We start from the raw sequence: 15,778 nt of genomic DNA, 5'->3' as shown, positions 1-15,778 counted from the left end.
TTGAGTGACTGCATAAAACAGTTAATTCGGCGATATTTTCGGCTTCATAGATCTGAATCTGATAGAATATCGCCTTTTGTTTTGCTCTGAATTTATTCATGAATGCTGTCGTTATTGCGATTGCAGTGATGTTTTTATTATCACTGGCACGCGTTTCTGTCGTACTGACTTTAGTGGTTTCTGCCATTGTAGGCGGCCTCGTAGCAGGTTTAAGCCTTTCTCAAACCGTTGATGCCTTTAACGCTGGTCTTGGTGATGGTGCTGAAGTCGCACTTGCCTATGCAGTGCTAGGAGCATTCGCTCTAGCACTTTCAAAGTCTGGTTTACCTGATTTACTTGCTCATAAACTTATTGGTTTGTTGGGAATGGAAGCGGGAAAAAGCCGTCAAACTAAAGTGAAATATCTACTATTAGGTATTTTACTTATTTCAGCTATTTTCTCTCAGAACCTTATCCCGGTTCATATTGCCTTTATTCCTGTACTCGTTCCGCCATTATTACGGGTAATGAACCATTTAAAGTTAGACCGTCGCGCAGCAGCCTGTGTGCTTACTCTAGGTTTAGTCGGAACTTATATTTTTCTTCCGGTTGGGTTTGGTGCAATTTTCCTTGAACAAATTTTGATGGGAAATATTAACAAGGTCGGTGCAGCGTACGGCTTACATGTAGAGCGTGGGATGATGTCAATTGGCATGGCCATTCCAGTTTTAGGAATGGTTTTAGGTACTTTGGTTGCTGTATTTATTAGCTACCGTAAACCAAGAATTTATGCCGATCGCGCTATTACGCCAACCACAACGATTGATTTAGATAAGCCTCTTCGTGCAACTACTCAAGTCGAAACAGCTGACTTAAAAGCAGATGCTGAAGAGTTAAAGCATGAGGCAGAGCAAGCACCAGTGATTGCAAAGAAAACCATTTTTATGGCACTCCTTGCAATCGGTCTGACACTCGCTGCACAGCTCTATTCCGGTTCAATGATTTTGGGCGGTTTAGTCGGTTTTGCTGTTTTATCTACTGCTGGAATTTTTAAGTGGCAAGATGCAGATGATGTCTTTGTACAAGGCATGCGGATGATGGCTCTGGTGGGTTTCATTATGATTTCCGCTGCGGGCTTCGCTTCAGTGATGACCCATACGGGAGATATTAATCAGCTAGTGAACGGTGTAGTCGATATTATCGGAGATAATCGTGCACTCGCAGCTTTCTTAATGCTTTGTATTGGTTTATTTGTCACAATTGGTATTGGTTCATCTTTCTCAAGTGTACCTGTACTTGCTGTCATTTATGTACCTTTATGCGTACAGTTTGGATTTTCACCGTTAGCGACTATTGCCCTCATTGGGACAGCCGCAGCATTAGGTGATGCAGGTTCACCAGCTTCTGATTCAACCTTAGGGCCAACAGCTGGTTTAGGTGTAGATGGGCAACATGATCATATTTGGGATACGGTTGTACCTACATTTATTCATTTTAATATTCCGCTATTAATTTTTGGCTGGATTGCTGCAATGGTTTTATAAGTTTTTTATAAAATATTGAATGATTAACCTTCTTAATGATGATCTTTAGATTTAAATTAAGAAGGTTTTTTATTGATTAAATAAAAGATGTATTTAAAATAAATTATATTAAAATACTCAGAATTAAAAAGTATATTAAAATGGTTGGTAATATAAAATAATCTTGATTAATAAGGTTGGGTTTAAAACCAATTAAAATAGTTGGTTAATATATAATTTTATTTAAAACAGATATTTAAAAATAAACAATAAAATAATTTTATAATGAGTATTGCATGATTTTAAAATACATGTTTATTATAAATATAAATAAGTTTGGAGATATTAAAGTGTTCAAAAAAGCTTTGGTTGTTGTATTAATGGGGATGTCTTCTTTTACTTTTGCTGGTAACTGGCAAGTGAAATTTGGTGGGAGTGTTATCGCTCCTTCGGAAGATACGACACTTGCTGAAAACACTGTAGTTAAAGCAGATCATGAATATGCATTTACACCATCGGTAGAATACTTTTTTAGTCAATCTCCATTTTCGGCAGAGTTATTATTAGCAGCGCCTGTTAACCATGATGTATTGTTAAATGGAAATAAGGTAGCGAGTCTTAAACAGTTACCACCAACGATTACTGCTAAATATCATTTTAAAAATTCGACTCGTTTTACGCCATATATTGGTGTTGGTGCAACCGCATTTATTGCTTGGGATGAAGATGGCATTGTAAAAGATGTGAAAGAAGATTTTGGTGTGGCAGGACAAGTTGGTTTTAATTTTCAGCCTGCTGATGCTAAAAACTGGGGAGTATTTGTAGATGTTCGTTATGCTGATTTAAGCCCAGAAGTTACTTTAAATGATGGGACTAAGTTTAATCTAGATATTAATCCGTTTGTTTACACTTTAGGTTATAGCTATAAATTTTAAGCATAATAATAAATAGAACAATATAATAATAAACCTAGACTCAGGCACCTCACATATATTTTATGTGAGGTTTTTTTATGAGTTTTACTTGCACTAAAAAAAGCATAAAACAGACAGTTTTCTACACATCTTATGCATATTTTTTTCTAAACTAATTTCTATTCATTACAAAACATGGAAATAAAATCATGAACAAAAAATTAGCGATGTGTTTGGCTCTTTTTAGTGGTATTGCTTTTACACAGAGTTTGCAAGCTGCAAGCTTCTCGTGTGATGCTGCAAAAACTAAAACGGAAAAGAGTATTTGTAAAAATCTTTCTTTAAATGATGCAGATGTAAAAATGGCAACGACTTATCAAATTGTTCTGCATGCTTTACCAATGGGCGGGCGGGACAACCAAAAAGATGCTCAGCAGCAATGGCTGAAAAAAAGAAATGCTTGTGCTGCTGGTGTAAGTTGTATTGCTAAAGCTTATCAACAACGTCAAAAGCAGTTAGACACAATATTGCAAGATAGAGTGCTAAGCCATGGTCCATTTTAATTAGAGTAAAATTTTTTAATATTCAGGATTGAAAAATTCTAGAAGTACTCCATTCATAAAGCATTCGAGAACAAACAGACTTCAAAATTTAAGGAGTGATTTATGAGTGAACAAGCATCACAAAATTATAGTTTCCAAGCGGAAGTTGCACAGCTTTTACATTTAGTGACGCATTCTCTCTATTCTAACCCTGAGATTTTCTTACGTGAGCTTATCTCTAATGCATCAGATGCATGTGATAAGTTGCGCTTTGAAGGAATTAATCATCCTGAATATTATGAAAATGATCCAGATTTACATGTAAGAGTCATTTTAAATAAAGAAGATAAAACTTTAACGATTTCTGATAACGGTATTGGTCTAAACCAGCAAGAAGCGATTGATAACTTGGGTACCATTGCAAAATCGGGTACTAAGGATTTCATGTCAAAATTGACTGGTGATCAAAAAGCAGATGCTCAGTTGATTGGTCAATTTGGTGTTGGTTTTTACTCAGGTTTTATTGTTGCCGATAAAATTACAGTGGAATCACGCCGTGCAGGTCTAGATGCATCTGAAGGGGTGCGTTGGATTAGTGGTGGTACAGGCGAGTTTGAAGTTCAGCAAATTGATAAGGCTTCACGTGGTACTGACATCATTCTTCACTTGCGTGATGATGCGCTTGATTATTTAGAATCTTATAAAGTTAAGCAGATCGTTAATAAATACTCTGACCACATTAGCTTGCCAATTGAAATGCAAAAAGAAGTTTGGCAAGAGGAAGAGGCGGCTGAAGGCGAAGAGTCTAAAGGCGGTCAAATGGTCAAAACTGGCGAGTGGGAAGCGATCAACTCGGCAAGTGCGTTATGGACACGTAACAAGAGTGAAGTGACTGAAGAGCAGTACATTGAGTTCTACAAAAATTTAACTCATGACTTTGATGCACCACTAGCTTGGGCGCATAACCGAGTTGAAGGTAGTACCGAATATACACAGTTACTTTATATTCCAAGTAAAGCACCACATGACATTTTTACTCGTGAAGCAAAAGCGGGCATTAAGCTCTATGTAAAACGTGTCTTCATTATGGATGATGCAGATAATTTAATTCCAAATTATCTACGTTTTGTTCAAGGTGTGGTGGATAGTGCCGACTTACCGCTTAATGTAAGCCGTGAGTTGCTACAAGAAAGTCGTGATGTAAAAACGATTCGTGAAGGTAATGCACGCCGTGTATTAACTGTGCTTGATGGTTTAGCTAAATCGGAAGATGAACAAGACCAAGAAAAATTCAAGACCTTCTATAGTGAGTTTGGTTCAGTCATTAAAGAAGGCTTGGGCGAAGACTTTGGTAACCGCGAACGTATTTTAAAATTATTACGTTACGCGACTTCAACAAATGATGAAGTGACGACTTCTTTCGCTGACTATAAGGCACGTATGAAAGAGGGCCAAAAAGCCATCTACTATGTGACTGCTGACAGTTTAGCTGCAGCGAAAAACTCACCTCAGCTTGAGTTGTTCAAGAAAAAAGGCATTGAAGTCTTATTAATGGCAGAGCGTGTTGACGAATGGGCAATGAACTTTGTTCAAGAGTTTGAAGGTACGCCATTAAAGAATGTTTCTAAAGGTGCGGTTGATTTAGGTGACTTGCAAGATGCTGAAGAGAAAAAAGCACTTGAGCAAGCAGCTGAACAGTTCAAACCTGTTGTTGATAAGCTAAGTGATTCATTGAAAGCGAAAACCAAAGAAGTACGCGTAACTACGCGTCTGGTCGACTCTCCTGCGTGTTTAGTAACAAGTGAAGGTGAGTTATCACCTCAACTCATCCGTATGTTAAAACAAGCGGGGCAAGAAGTTCCTGAAATTAAGCCAATTTTAGAAATTAACCCTGAACATCCATTAGTGAAAAAACTTGAAGGTTCAGAACATTTTGATGATTTGGCAAATGTGATTTTTGATCAGGCCGTTATTGCTGAAGGTGGTTTACCAGAAGACCCGGCAGCTTATGTAAAACGTATTAATAGCTTATTGCTGAAATAATTCAGTATAAAAAAAAGCCTCTGAACCTTCAGGGGCTTTTTTGTGGATAAAGAAAGAGTTATCCACAATTTGATAATTTTTGGCTAAAAATTAGCTTCTAGATTCATTTGAACGCTGAGTTGATGTCTCGGATCATCATCAATATGGTTAAAAAAGTTAAGGTCATTTTGCATAAAAAGCCAATTTCGCCATACAGGCTGGCGCCACGAAATATAAGGTCCCCAGCTATTTAGTCGCATATCATTTTTGGTATATACGCCACCACTATAAACACCGTAAGTCAGACTATTATCTTTTACAAACTCAAATTGTTGAAAAGTCCAATTTCCCCAGTTGTAATCTTCATTTTCGCTCTTGTTTACATTAAATTTATTAGAAAATAATGTGTTATCTTGCATTTTCTGCGTTAGGTTGAGAGTGGTTTCAGTGTAGTGCCGGCTGGTCGAACCGTAACGAAATACCTGCTCTGTGTCCAAACTAATGTTATGCCTTAAATTCCATTTTTTCTTTGCCAAAAATTGTACATAGACATCACTTTCTGAGTTTGAACCTAGATCAAGATTATTTTCAAAAGGCATCCAGGTTGAAATGGTGGCCCAGCTTGCAGTGAGTGGATTAGTTGGTTCAATTTGATTTGATGATGATTTCTTCTTTTTCTTACCTAAGGCTTTATAAGGGTGTTCAGGCTGGGTTGCACGCTTCCATAACGTATCATTTCCAAATACAGCCATAAGTTCTTGAATTAAGGTTACATCGGGTAAAGCATTATTTGTCTCTATTTCACAAGGAGAGAGTGCAAATGGCAGAGATAGTCTTTTTACTTTGCTGAGTTGGTTGGACGAGTAGGAATGTCGTCTTGAACGTTGGTGCTTTATAGAACTGTAAAAAAATTGAGTATGTGGAAGTAAAGCCAATACGCCCAGACTATAAATACAAACTAAGACAGTTGATCTGTAGTGAAATGAAAAAGAAGAGAATTGATTCATCGTTCAGAATAAAAAAGAATCAAAAATTAGAATAATATTTTACGAGGCTAAGCTTAAATTTTTATTTAAAAGTGTTTTATTATTCATCACCTTGGATGAAGGTTCCAAGGTGATGTTTGTAGGCTTAAAAAAGTGCTTCTAGACGTAAGAATGTGCTGACGAAATGGTTGCGATCTTCACGGTGGTCATTAAAGTAATTTACATCTCCCTGAACAAAGAACCATTCACGTAAAACGGGTTGACGCCATGAAACAAAAGGCCCCCAGCTATTTAAACGTAAGTCATTGTCGTTGTAATAACCACTGGTATAAATACCATAGTTAAAACGGTTATTTGCAAAGAAATTATGCTCGCGGAAAGTACGGTTTTCCCAAGCTAGATCATCATCTTGATCATCGGCGTAGGTCAGGCTGAACTGATTCGATAAAATCGGTTGATTTGGTCTGGCATGTGTAAGTTCAAGATTAGTACGTAAGTAGTTTTCACTGTCTATGCCATAACGATAAATTTGCTCTGCATAAAATTTAAAATCATTACGTAATTGCCAATCTCTCGATGCTTTTAAACGAACGTAAATATCGTCTCCAGAACGAATACCTAAGTCAGCATCTGTTTCAAAAGGCAATTTTTTTGAGAAATCTGACCAACGTAATGCGATTGAACTGTTGTCATCTCGAGTTTGCTTACCATCTAGTTTCTTATTCGAATCTTGATTCGGGTTCTGGTTAATATTGGCTGGGCTATTATCAAATTCGTTATCTAAAGAGTCATCACCAAACACGACGCTTAGACGTTTTTCTAGAGTAGGTAGCTTAATCCTACCGCGAATTCTGGGCTTAATTTCAAAGTTGTCGTATTCATTCCAATAGTTATCAACCATCACGCGAATAGTTGCTGTCGCAGGTTTCTTTGGATCGACTTCACCAAACCAGTTGTCAATTTTTTCAGAAGTACGATCGGCCCAATTACGAATGTTCTTTTGTTTACGGTCAACCCATGTTTGATCTTCTGTTTGTTCGGTAGGTGGAACAATAGGTTGATTGGACTGCTCTGGAAAAATGGTGGGGGTCGCGTCCACCCAACGTGGGATCTGATCTAGAAGATTCTCATCCGTTGAGGCTTCTGTTTGTACTCCAGAGCTTGAACCTTCGACCATTTGAGTTGAAGAAGTATGGGTTGCCTCTGCATGAGTTATGCACACCGAACCAAACCCAAGCGTTAAAAGTGCAAAAAGCTGCCGATAAGGAATTACGTGAAATGTTTTCATATCTATCTTTATGTTTTGTTGTTGTTTCCACTTTTGTTGATTTTTCTAATAAAATCAAGAGGGCGACACAAAAGTTAAGTAAATTTAACTTTTCTTACATATTTGAAATAAATTAAAAAGTTTAAGCTAGTAGCGATTATTTTTACATAAAAAAATCCCCCATTTAAGGGGGATGATAGATCAAGGAAACTTCAAATTCCGATCATTAAACACATAAAAAACAGAACATTACAGCGCGAATATTCTAAGCGGCAATGATAAACTGATTTTAAACAATTGGATAGTTCTTTTTTTAGAACGCTCTATTGCTAAAATGGTGATAAAACATACGATTTAATCACACTTTTAATTGTGTTGATTTATTTCTGTGGAATATCACATGATTCATCATTACAAACAGCCACATCATCCTGTTCAACTTCTTCAGCATTTGCTTTGAGCTGTGCTTGCTCTAAGACGTTTAAAAAGACGTCACGTGGTTGAGCCCCTGCGAGCGCAATTCTTTGGTCAAATACAAAAAATGGCACGCCAGTAACATTTAACTGTTCTTTCGCAATTTTTTCGTCATGACGAACAAAGTCAGATAGTTCATTTGTATCTAATACAAATTCAACTTCGGCATTATCAAGGCCAATACGAGAAGCGATTTCTTCAACAACCTCACGTTCGCCAATTGCTAAACCTTCGGTCATATAAGCATGGAAAAAAGCTTCTTTTGCTTGGTTGCCTAGGCCTTTGCTTTGCGCAAGGTGAATAATACGGTGTGCATTGAAACTATTGCCAGAGTTAGCCTTTTGCCATTGGAAATCAATACCTTCAGAGGCAGCCATGGCCGCAATATTGCGCTCCATTTCTTCCATCTCTTCATAGGTACGGCCGTATTTTTTAGCCAAACGTTCTGTATTTGATGTGTCATGTTTTGCTGGCGCATCAGGATCTAATTCAAAGCTATGCCAGTGAACTTCAAGCTCAATACCTGCTTCAGCAGCTACATGTTCAAGGCGTTTTTTGCCGATATAACAGAAAGGACAAACTACATCAGACCAGACATCAACACGCATGGGAGAATCTCATAAATTTTAATTACCCATCATAATAGGGATGATGGATAAGGATTTAAAGCTTTGAATAGCGAATAGAGTGTTGCGTATTGTGAAATAAATGGCATATAAAGAAGATATAAGCTCTATTTCATAACTATAAAGAGCAAAACTATAAGAAGGGAAATAGGAGGTGTGTATGCGCCGAGTTTTGATTGCAATTGCAAGTCTGGTTGTTATCACGAGTATTATTTTTTTCACCTATCAACATATCAAACAGCAACAGGCCAAAGACAGTAGCCAAATGTTTGATGTGGTCATGACTGAAAAAATGAACCAGCTTTATGACCAAGCACAAGACTGGTCTAAACCCATCCAACTCGATATTCACGATAAACGTTTGGCAGGGCACTATAAGCAAATTTCAGAATTTCTCTTAAGTTATTGGATTCAAAATATAAATGCACGTAATGAATATTTAAGAGAATTAAAAGCAGCCAAATGGGATACTTTTTTAAATGTTGATCGTTTAGATCTGGATAAAAAACAGAAGTATGTGGAAACAGAAAAAATGTTAGCCGATGTTCGTACGGCTTCAGATAAATATCAAACTCAATATGAAAAAATTCATAAAACTTTCTTAGCAAAAGTTCAGGAATTATCTGTGGATGCAGAGATGAGGCAACTGCTGGAAATGAAATTGGGGTCTCAACAAAAGGCTGATCAAGATCACGCAATTTTTATGATTGAACTGCAAATTTTAGATAAAGCAGAAGAAATGTTTAAACTTCTAAAAAACTATCCATGGCAAAAGAAAGACCAAATGATTCTTTTTCATGAAAATGCTCAAGTCAAAAAATTTAACCAGCTTTACCAAGATGTTTTAAAGCTGAATGCAAAAGTTGAAAAAATTAAGAAAAAGAATGTAGCCGCATTAGAAGGAGATTTAAAAGAATAAATTGAACGTGAGCATCAAAATTTATGGATTGGTGCTCTCAGCTTTTCCTTTACTTAAAAAAGATTGTAATAAACTTTGAGAAGATTGTAGTTTGATTAACTGCTGGGACACATGGATGAGCTCAGTTTGCAGCTTTTCTTGAACTACTGAACATAGCGTAAATACGCGTTCATCTAACTCAAAACAAGGTAACAAAGCCTGAATGTCTTTTAGATTCATTCCCGCATCATTTAATATTTTAATTTTCTTAATATTTTCAATATCTTTTTGGGTATAACTTCGATAGTTATTACTCGCGCGATGAGGCTGTATAAGCCCTAAACTCTCATAATAACGCAGCATACGAGGGCTTACTTTTGTGAGTTCGGCAACTTTGGCAAGGTTCATAAAATAGGGTTGACCTTAACAGTGGTGTCATAGTTTAGCATGTTTATATCTTTCAAAATGGTACTTGTTCCATGATTAGAAAACTCATTTTATTGGTGTTATTCGGATTAATGTCATTTGTTGCAAATGCCAAAACATTTGAACTGCAGGAGAAGAATATGCGTCAAATATTTGTACTTCATGGTTATTCAGCCTCTATAGATGATCACTGGTTTTTAGACCTAAAACATCAAATAGAAGATGAACATACAACCGTTACTTTAATTCCATTTCCAGATTCTGAACATCCAGATGTAGATGCGTGGCAGAAGGTTTTAGACCAACATATTCCTGTTGTAAATGAAAATACCTATTTTGTTGCACACAGTTTAGGGGTAATTACGTTACTGCACTTTTTGCAACGACATGATTATCAAAAGATTGGAGGAATGATTTTAGTATCTGGATTTTCTGGACCTATTTCAGATTTTTCTCCACTCGATGCTTATATAACAAAAAGCAAAGTCGATACGAGTTACTTTCATGACATAAAGAAAAAACTCGTTTATTTGTCTGATAATGATGATTTGGTTCCACCAAAACTTACGATTCAATTCGCTAAAGAAATTGATGCGCCGTACATTACAGTGCCTAATGGCGGTCATTTTTTAGGGCGGGAAGGTTATACGACATTTCCGCAAGTCGTGAATTCTTTAAAAGAGATGTTAGAGAACTAATAAGAATCCCCGTATTGATCGGGGATTTTACTTTTTGAAAACTCATTATTGTCATTGAAAGTTTATTAAGGTTGATAAAGGACACCCAATATTTTAGAAGGTAATACAATTACATCGAAAGTTAAGGCAAAAGGAAGTAGTGGCAAGTTTGCTAACTTCTCCTTAGTTGATAATGGTACTTTGCCATTCTTATAGTGAAGATATTGAATCTTAACGTGATAGGGTTTTGACAATGGCTTTAGTGAGTTAAGGTTACTTACAGTAGGATAAACAGTTCCTTCAAGATTAAGATCAAATTTATGTGACTCTAACTTTTCTGTGCAGTCACACTGAACCACGCCATATTGTTTGAATAAAGCTAGTTCCTTTTCATTCAATTTTCCATGAGGCGGATTATAAGAAAATCTAATGTGCCCGCTAAAATGGTTACTGTTGGAAGCAGGTGCAATAAAATCCAGATCATTACTTATTTGAATATATTGTGGATTTAACTGGCTAATTAATTGAATGAAATCGTTACCGCCTTTACTAATGACATAACTATATTTTTTACCTGCGATGACAATACTGTTCTCCGGCCCATTAGGGAGAGATATTGATGGCTTTCCGAATGCCATTACATCATCCTCAACTAAAGTGATCCATTCATGGCCTGACTCATATTTTGTAAATAGCTCTCGTGTACTTTCACCAATAACGCGATTACTCGTACAACCAGTGAGAAATAAACTGACTAGCAGGCAGCTCATGAGAATGTTCTGATTTAATATTTTAAAGTTCATTATTTCTGTTGAATTCAATGGATTTATAAAAGTCTGACTATAAACAAAAGATCTTAATATTTAAATCTAACAGTATGATCTGACTTAGTCACATTCAGGCTAATTTCTAAAATATTTTTATAAAGTTCCTTACTATTACATTAAAAATTTTAATTATATTTACCGTTTATCTGAGCCTTACTGAATCAAACACGACTTTGTTGTAGCCTATTTATAGATACTTTTAATTTAATCATCATCTTTTTAATTTGAATAGGGTGACTGATTTTTGGAGCAAGTTATGAACTTTCTAAAACAATCAGCTTTGATTGCTGCTTTTGCTTTTATGGGGTTGCCGACTGTTCAAGCTGAAGAGGTCGCTACGTTACCTACAATTCGCGTTATGGCTGAATCTGAGCTACGTGAAGAAGTGGGGTTTGTACCGTTTCAAGAAGATAAAAAAGTGCGTCAGGCTCTGCAACATCGTGAGTATAAAACTCATTACGATATACAAAATGCTTTAGTCCCTGAAGGCATGACTACAGTAGATTATCAGCCAGTTATGGCACAACCAGATTTGTCTCAATTTTCTCCGTTTTTGCAAGAATATATTTTAGCGGTAGCGGGTGGAATACAGTCCTCTGACCCGACCAACGGTATTTTTAAAATGTTAGAGCCTCTGAAAATTAACCGAAGTAATGTCGATGCTTATCGTGAGGGTACGATGAAAGTGAATATTACTGACCTCATAAATTTACAACAGCAAATTCAAGATGGTTTAAAAGGCCGATAAAAAAATCCCCGCATTGAGCGGGGATTTTTTTATCTTGGTGTTAATTAAACACGTTCGATAATCGTTGCAATACCTTGACCAAGGCCGATACACATGGTCGCAAGACCAATTTGAGTATCTTGTTGTTCCATTACGTTCAACAACGTAGTGGTGATACGCGCACCAGAACAGCCTAGTGGGTGACCCAAAGCAATCGCACCACCATTTAAGTTAATGATGTCTTGCTTGTCATAAACGCCTAAGCCTTTCATTACTGATAAGCCTTGAGCAGCAAATGCTTCGTTTAACTCGATAGTTTGAATATCAGCCATCGTTAAACCAGCACGTTTAAGCGCTTTTTGAGTTGCTGGAACTGGACCGTAACCCATAATTGCAGCGTCGCAACCTGCAACTGCCATAGAGCGAATCACAGCGCGTGGTTTTAAACCTAACGCTTGTGCGCGCTCAGCAGACATAAGTAACATTGCAGACGCACCGTCAGATAAAGCTGAAGATGTAGCCGCAGTTACCGTACCGCCTTTTGGATCGAATACAGGACGTAATGCTTTGAACGATTCAATGTTTGCATCTGGACGAATCACTTCATCGATGTCACAAAGGATTTTAAAACCATTTGCGTCGTGACCTTCAACACCAACGATTTCGTTTTTGAAACGACCTTCTTGTGTTGCAGCCCAAGCACGGCGATGAGATTCAACACCAAATGCGTCTTGCTCTTCACGGCTAATGCCATTCATACGACCTAACATTTCAGCAGTTAAGCCCATCATGTTAGATGCTTTTGCATAGTGTTTAGATGCTTCTGGGTTAAGGTCGATGCCATGCATCATACCTACGTGCCCCATATGCTCTACACCACCAATAATGAAGATATCACCTTGGTTTGTTGCGATCTGTGCAGCAGCAGTATGAAGCGCTTGCATAGATGAACCACAAAGACGGTTTACCGTTTGACCTGCCACAGTTTTTGGTAGGTCAGCCAATAAGCCGATGTTACGTCCAATGTTCATACCTTGCTCTAGAGTCTGGTTTACACAGCCCCAGATCAAGTCTTCAACTTCATTGGTATCAAACTGGTTACGAGCAACGAGTGCACGAACTAATTCAGCAGATAAGCTGTCAGCACGTACATTGCGGAACATACCGTTTTTGGTTTTACCCATTGCAGAACGTACGCCATCAACGATGACAACGTCACGTGGATTTAAAGTAGCCATTCACGTTGCTCCTTAACCGTAGAATTTTTTGTTGTTAGCAGCCATGTCACGCAACATTTGTGGCGCTTCATAAGCCTTACCTAAGTGTGCATATTTGTCGCAAAGTGCAACGTATTCAGCAACACCTGTCTGGTCGATATAACGACATGGACCACCACGGAATGGAGGGAAACCTACACCCATAATCATTGCCATGTCTGCTTCAGCAGCAGTTGCAACGATGTTGTCTTCTAAGCAACGAACTGTTTCGTTACAGAAGGCAAGCATCATGCGGTCAATGATTTCTTGGTTATCAAACTCGCGTTTTTCACCCGTTACGAAAGGAGCAATGATTTCATACGCTGTTGGATCAACAGTTTTTGCTTTTTTGCCTTTCTTATCGAGTTCGTATTTGTAGAAACCAACGTCATTCTTTTGACCAAGACGTTTAGCTTCGTACATTGCTTGGATTGAACCTTTGTAGTCTGGCTTCATGCGGTCTGGGAAACCTTCAGCCATGACTTCTGCACCATGTACACCTGTGTCGATACCAACAACGTCGATGAGGTAAGCAGGACCCATTGGCCAACCAAACTTAGACATTACATTGTCAACTTGCTGGAAGTCTGCGCCGTCTTTTACAAGAAGGTCAAACGCACCAAAGTAAGGGAATAATACGCGGTTAACCAAGAACCCTGGGCAGTCGTTTACAACGATTGGTGTTTTACCCATTTTTTGAGCAAGAACAACAGTAGTTGCAATCGCTTCTTCAGAAGTCTTTTCACCACGAATTACTTCTACAAGCGGCATCATGTGAACCGGGTTGAAGAAGTGCATACCTACGAAGTTTTCAGGACGTTGTAAAGCTTTCGCTAAACGTGTAATTGAAATTGTAGACGTGTTAGACGCAATAATCGTGTTTTCACGAACATGCTTTTCAGTGTCAGCAAGAACGATTTCTTTAACTTTTGGATTTTCTGTAACCGCTTCGATTACGATGTCGACTTCTTTAAACTCATCGTAGCTTAAAGTAGGACGGATACGTGCAAGGGTTTCACCCATTTGCGCAGGTTTCATTTTCTTACGTTCAACTTGTTTAGTTAACAAGCTGTTCGCTTCTGACATACCTAATGCAAGTTGTGGGTTACCAATATCTTTCATGATAATTGGTGTGCCTTTGCTTGCCGCTTGGTAAGCAATACCACCACCCATAATACCAGCGCCAAGTACAGCTGCTTGGTTTACAGGGTGAGCACCTTTTTCATGTTTCTTAGCAGTTTTCTTAACAACTTGGTCATTGAGGAATAAACCAATCAATGCGCCAGCTTGTGGAGTAATTGCTGCTTTAGCAAAACCTTCAGCTTCAGCTTTTAATGCTTCGTCACGTGCAAGGCTTGCACCTGCTTGTAATGAATCAAGTAATAATTTTGGAGCAGGGTATTGAGCCGGATTCGCTTTAGCAAGTACAGCACCTTTTGCTGTGTTGAACGCCATCATTTGTTCAAGCGGGTTCAATTTTACAGCATCAAGTTTTTCTTGACGTTTTGCTTTCCAGTTCAAACGACCAGAAATCGCCTGTTTAACTAAATCAGTTGCAGCTTCAAGTAATTTATCAGCAGCTACAACCGCATCTACAGCACCGTCTTTTAATGCAGCAGCTGGTTTTTTCGGAGCAGCCATCGCCATCCATTCAACCGCGTTGTCGATACCGATAACACGGCTTAAACGTACGCTACCGCCGAAACCTGGATAAATACCAAGTTTAATTTCTGGTAAGCCAACCTGTGCAGCTTCTGACATCACACGATAGTCACACACTAAACACATTTCAAAACCGCCACCTAACGCCATACCGTTAATAGCAACAACTTTTGGAATGTCTAAATCTTCAAAGCTATTGAAGATTTCGTGAACAGGCATAAGCCAGTCAACAATCGCTTTTTCACCTTGAGCGAAATTTTCACCAAACTCGGTAATGTCTGCTCCAACAATAAATGTTGATTTGCCAGAGGTAACAACTAAGCCTTTAATATCATTATTTGCTTTTACCGCAGCAATAGCAGCTTGGAAATCTTCAATTGTTGCACGGTTAAATTTATTGACCGACTCACCTTGTAAGTCAAAGCGGAATTCTGCAATTCCGTCCGAAAGCATTTGGACGGTAATGGCATTGCCAGCGTGGATCATGCCTGATCTCCTTGGTTTTGGAGGACTTCTAAATTGATGTTATGAAGCGTGTGCACAGCTTTGGTACACATTTATGCTTCGCTAATCTTACGATAACTATATCTAAAAAAAACCTGACAAGTTGTATCAAGCCGTGACGCAAGGGTCATCTTATTTTTTATTTAATTCATCTCTAGTAAATGCATAAAAGAAATCATAAAGATAGGTGTAAACCAAAGTCATTTGTTTTAATTTAATTTTTTCTTTATAACGCATTGGAATTATCAAATTTTTATATAAAAACCATTAAGTTTTAAAGCTTAACTTTTTGTCAAAAAAGTCAATTGTTCAAGTCATAGCCTATAAAAGAAAATAGGAATATGCATAAATTTTAAGTTCTTAAAGTTATGGAAAAATAACGTATATTTATTTTTTTTATTTAAAGTATGATCTCTATCATTTGACTTAATTTTTTTACATTGGCTTTTTATAAGTCAATTTTGTTAA

At 37.6% G+C, this 15,778-nt stretch carries 15 protein-coding genes; 7 read left to right on the top strand and 8 right to left on the bottom strand.

The window, feature by feature from the left end:
* Positions 1-98 precede the first annotated feature (98 nt).
* From ASF86_RS14700 to htpG, 4 genes are all read left to right on the top strand, one after another.
* On the top strand, positions 99-1,523 hold the full coding sequence (locus ASF86_RS14700) for a Na+/H+ antiporter family protein (protein ID WP_004640760.1): 1,425 nt from the start codon (positions 99-101) through the stop codon (positions 1,521-1,523).
* A gap of 329 nt (positions 1,524-1,852) precedes the next feature.
* Positions 1,853-2,437: an OmpW/AlkL family protein gene (locus ASF86_RS14695; RefSeq protein ID WP_081407722.1), complete on the top strand. Its 585-nt coding sequence runs from the start codon at positions 1,853-1,855 to the stop codon at positions 2,435-2,437.
* Between the two features lie 188 nt (positions 2,438-2,625).
* Positions 2,626-2,979 carry a lysozyme inhibitor LprI family protein gene (locus ASF86_RS14690; RefSeq protein WP_056483184.1) on the top strand — a complete coding sequence of 118 codons (354 nt, stop codon included), beginning with the start codon at positions 2,626-2,628 and terminating at the stop codon, positions 2,977-2,979.
* A 102-nt stretch (positions 2,980-3,081) separates the two neighbouring features.
* A complete protein-coding gene (htpG, locus tag ASF86_RS14685; RefSeq protein ID WP_056483181.1) occupies positions 3,082-5,001 on the top strand; it encodes a molecular chaperone HtpG in 1,920 nt (639 codons plus the stop codon).
* 83 nt (positions 5,002-5,084) lie between these two features.
* Here htpG and ASF86_RS14680 read toward each other — a convergent pair whose 3' ends face one another.
* The 3 genes from ASF86_RS14680 to ASF86_RS14670 form a co-directional block, all read right to left on the bottom strand.
* Positions 5,085-5,987 carry a hypothetical protein gene (locus ASF86_RS14680; protein ID WP_056483178.1) on the bottom strand — a complete coding sequence of 301 codons (903 nt, stop codon included), beginning with the start codon at positions 5,985-5,987 and terminating at the stop codon, positions 5,085-5,087.
* A gap of 124 nt (positions 5,988-6,111) precedes the next feature.
* A complete protein-coding gene (locus ASF86_RS14675; protein ID WP_056483176.1) occupies positions 6,112-7,254 on the bottom strand; it encodes a hypothetical protein in 1,143 nt (380 codons plus the stop codon).
* Positions 7,255-7,613: 359 nt separating this feature from the next.
* Positions 7,614-8,315 (bottom strand): DsbA family oxidoreductase, encoded by a 702-nt coding sequence (locus ASF86_RS14670; protein ID WP_056483173.1) that lies wholly within the window; start codon positions 8,313-8,315, stop codon positions 7,614-7,616.
* Between the two features lie 178 nt (positions 8,316-8,493).
* Between ASF86_RS14670 and ASF86_RS14665 the strand changes: the two genes are divergently transcribed.
* On the top strand, positions 8,494-9,252 hold the full coding sequence (locus ASF86_RS14665; RefSeq protein ID WP_056483170.1) for a hypothetical protein: 759 nt from the start codon (positions 8,494-8,496) through the stop codon (positions 9,250-9,252).
* Between the two features lie 21 nt (positions 9,253-9,273).
* Here ASF86_RS14665 and ASF86_RS14660 read toward each other — a convergent pair whose 3' ends face one another.
* On the bottom strand, positions 9,274-9,639 hold the full coding sequence (locus tag ASF86_RS14660; RefSeq protein WP_056483167.1) for a MerR family transcriptional regulator: 366 nt from the start codon (positions 9,637-9,639) through the stop codon (positions 9,274-9,276).
* Between the two features lie 71 nt (positions 9,640-9,710).
* Here ASF86_RS14660 and ASF86_RS14655 point away from each other — a divergent pair, with 71 nt between their 5' ends.
* A complete protein-coding gene (locus ASF86_RS14655) occupies positions 9,711-10,355 on the top strand; it encodes an RBBP9/YdeN family alpha/beta hydrolase (RefSeq protein ID WP_056483165.1) in 645 nt (214 codons plus the stop codon).
* A 65-nt stretch (positions 10,356-10,420) separates the two neighbouring features.
* Here the strand turns inward: ASF86_RS14655 and ASF86_RS14650 are convergent, their stop codons facing one another.
* Positions 10,421-11,137, bottom strand: coding sequence for a hypothetical protein (locus ASF86_RS14650; protein WP_056483162.1), 717 nt, complete (start codon positions 11,135-11,137; stop codon positions 10,421-10,423).
* 280 nt (positions 11,138-11,417) lie between these two features.
* On the opposite strand from ASF86_RS14650, the gene ASF86_RS14645 reads away from it, so the two are divergent.
* Complete coding sequence (locus ASF86_RS14645; protein WP_005037227.1) at positions 11,418-11,909, top strand: hypothetical protein; 492 nt, start codon at positions 11,418-11,420, stop codon at positions 11,907-11,909.
* 44 nt (positions 11,910-11,953) lie between these two features.
* On the opposite strand, the gene fadA is transcribed toward ASF86_RS14645, so the two are convergent.
* The 3 genes from fadA to ASF86_RS19365 form a co-directional block, all read right to left on the bottom strand.
* Positions 11,954-13,126 carry an acetyl-CoA C-acyltransferase FadA gene (gene fadA / locus ASF86_RS14640; RefSeq protein WP_017391387.1) on the bottom strand — a complete coding sequence of 391 codons (1,173 nt, stop codon included), beginning with the start codon at positions 13,124-13,126 and terminating at the stop codon, positions 11,954-11,956.
* Between the two features lie 12 nt (positions 13,127-13,138).
* Positions 13,139-15,292 carry a fatty acid oxidation complex subunit alpha FadB gene (gene fadB / locus ASF86_RS14635; RefSeq protein ID WP_056483159.1) on the bottom strand — a complete coding sequence of 718 codons (2,154 nt, stop codon included), beginning with the start codon at positions 15,290-15,292 and terminating at the stop codon, positions 13,139-13,141.
* A gap of 150 nt (positions 15,293-15,442) precedes the next feature.
* Complete coding sequence (locus ASF86_RS19365; RefSeq protein ID WP_100222434.1) at positions 15,443-15,559, bottom strand: hypothetical protein; 117 nt, start codon at positions 15,557-15,559, stop codon at positions 15,443-15,445.
* Positions 15,560-15,778 lie beyond the last annotated feature (219 nt).

Origin of the sequence: Acinetobacter sp. Leaf130 (assembly GCF_001423205.1) — a bacterium.
GTDB classification, from domain to species: Bacteria; Pseudomonadota; Gammaproteobacteria; order Pseudomonadales; family Moraxellaceae; genus Acinetobacter; species Acinetobacter calcoaceticus.
The sequence above is the reverse complement of the archived record's forward strand: the minus strand, read 5'-3'. Positions and strand labels throughout refer to the sequence as shown.

What these genes read in the sequence shown, in the direction of transcription:
- fadB (WP_056483159.1), bottom strand. Translation starts at nt 15,292, where the DNA reads ATGATCCACGCTGGCAATGCCATTACCGTCCAAATGCTTTCGGACGGA.
- ASF86_RS14675 (WP_056483176.1), bottom strand. Translation starts at nt 7,254, where the DNA reads ATGAAAACATTTCACGTAATTCCTTATCGGCAGCTTTTTGCACTTTTA.
- ASF86_RS14690 (WP_056483184.1), top strand. Translation starts at nt 2,626, where the DNA reads ATGAACAAAAAATTAGCGATGTGTTTGGCTCTTTTTAGTGGTATTGCT.
- ASF86_RS14660 (WP_056483167.1), bottom strand. Translation starts at nt 9,639, where the DNA reads ATGAACCTTGCCAAAGTTGCCGAACTCACAAAAGTAAGCCCTCGTATG.
- ASF86_RS14670 (WP_056483173.1), bottom strand. Translation starts at nt 8,315, where the DNA reads ATGCGTGTTGATGTCTGGTCTGATGTAGTTTGTCCTTTCTGTTATATC.
- ASF86_RS14700 (WP_004640760.1), top strand. Translation starts at nt 99, where the DNA reads ATGAATGCTGTCGTTATTGCGATTGCAGTGATGTTTTTATTATCACTG.
- ASF86_RS14665 (WP_056483170.1), top strand. Translation starts at nt 8,494, where the DNA reads ATGCGCCGAGTTTTGATTGCAATTGCAAGTCTGGTTGTTATCACGAGT.
- fadA (WP_017391387.1), bottom strand. Translation starts at nt 13,126, where the DNA reads ATGGCTACTTTAAATCCACGTGACGTTGTCATCGTTGATGGCGTACGT.
- ASF86_RS14650 (WP_056483162.1), bottom strand. Translation starts at nt 11,137, where the DNA reads ATGAACTTTAAAATATTAAATCAGAACATTCTCATGAGCTGCCTGCTA.
- ASF86_RS14645 (WP_005037227.1), top strand. Translation starts at nt 11,418, where the DNA reads ATGAACTTTCTAAAACAATCAGCTTTGATTGCTGCTTTTGCTTTTATG.
- htpG (WP_056483181.1), top strand. Translation starts at nt 3,082, where the DNA reads ATGAGTGAACAAGCATCACAAAATTATAGTTTCCAAGCGGAAGTTGCA.
- ASF86_RS14680 (WP_056483178.1), bottom strand. Translation starts at nt 5,987, where the DNA reads ATGAATCAATTCTCTTCTTTTTCATTTCACTACAGATCAACTGTCTTA.
- ASF86_RS14655 (WP_056483165.1), top strand. Translation starts at nt 9,711, where the DNA reads ATGATTAGAAAACTCATTTTATTGGTGTTATTCGGATTAATGTCATTT.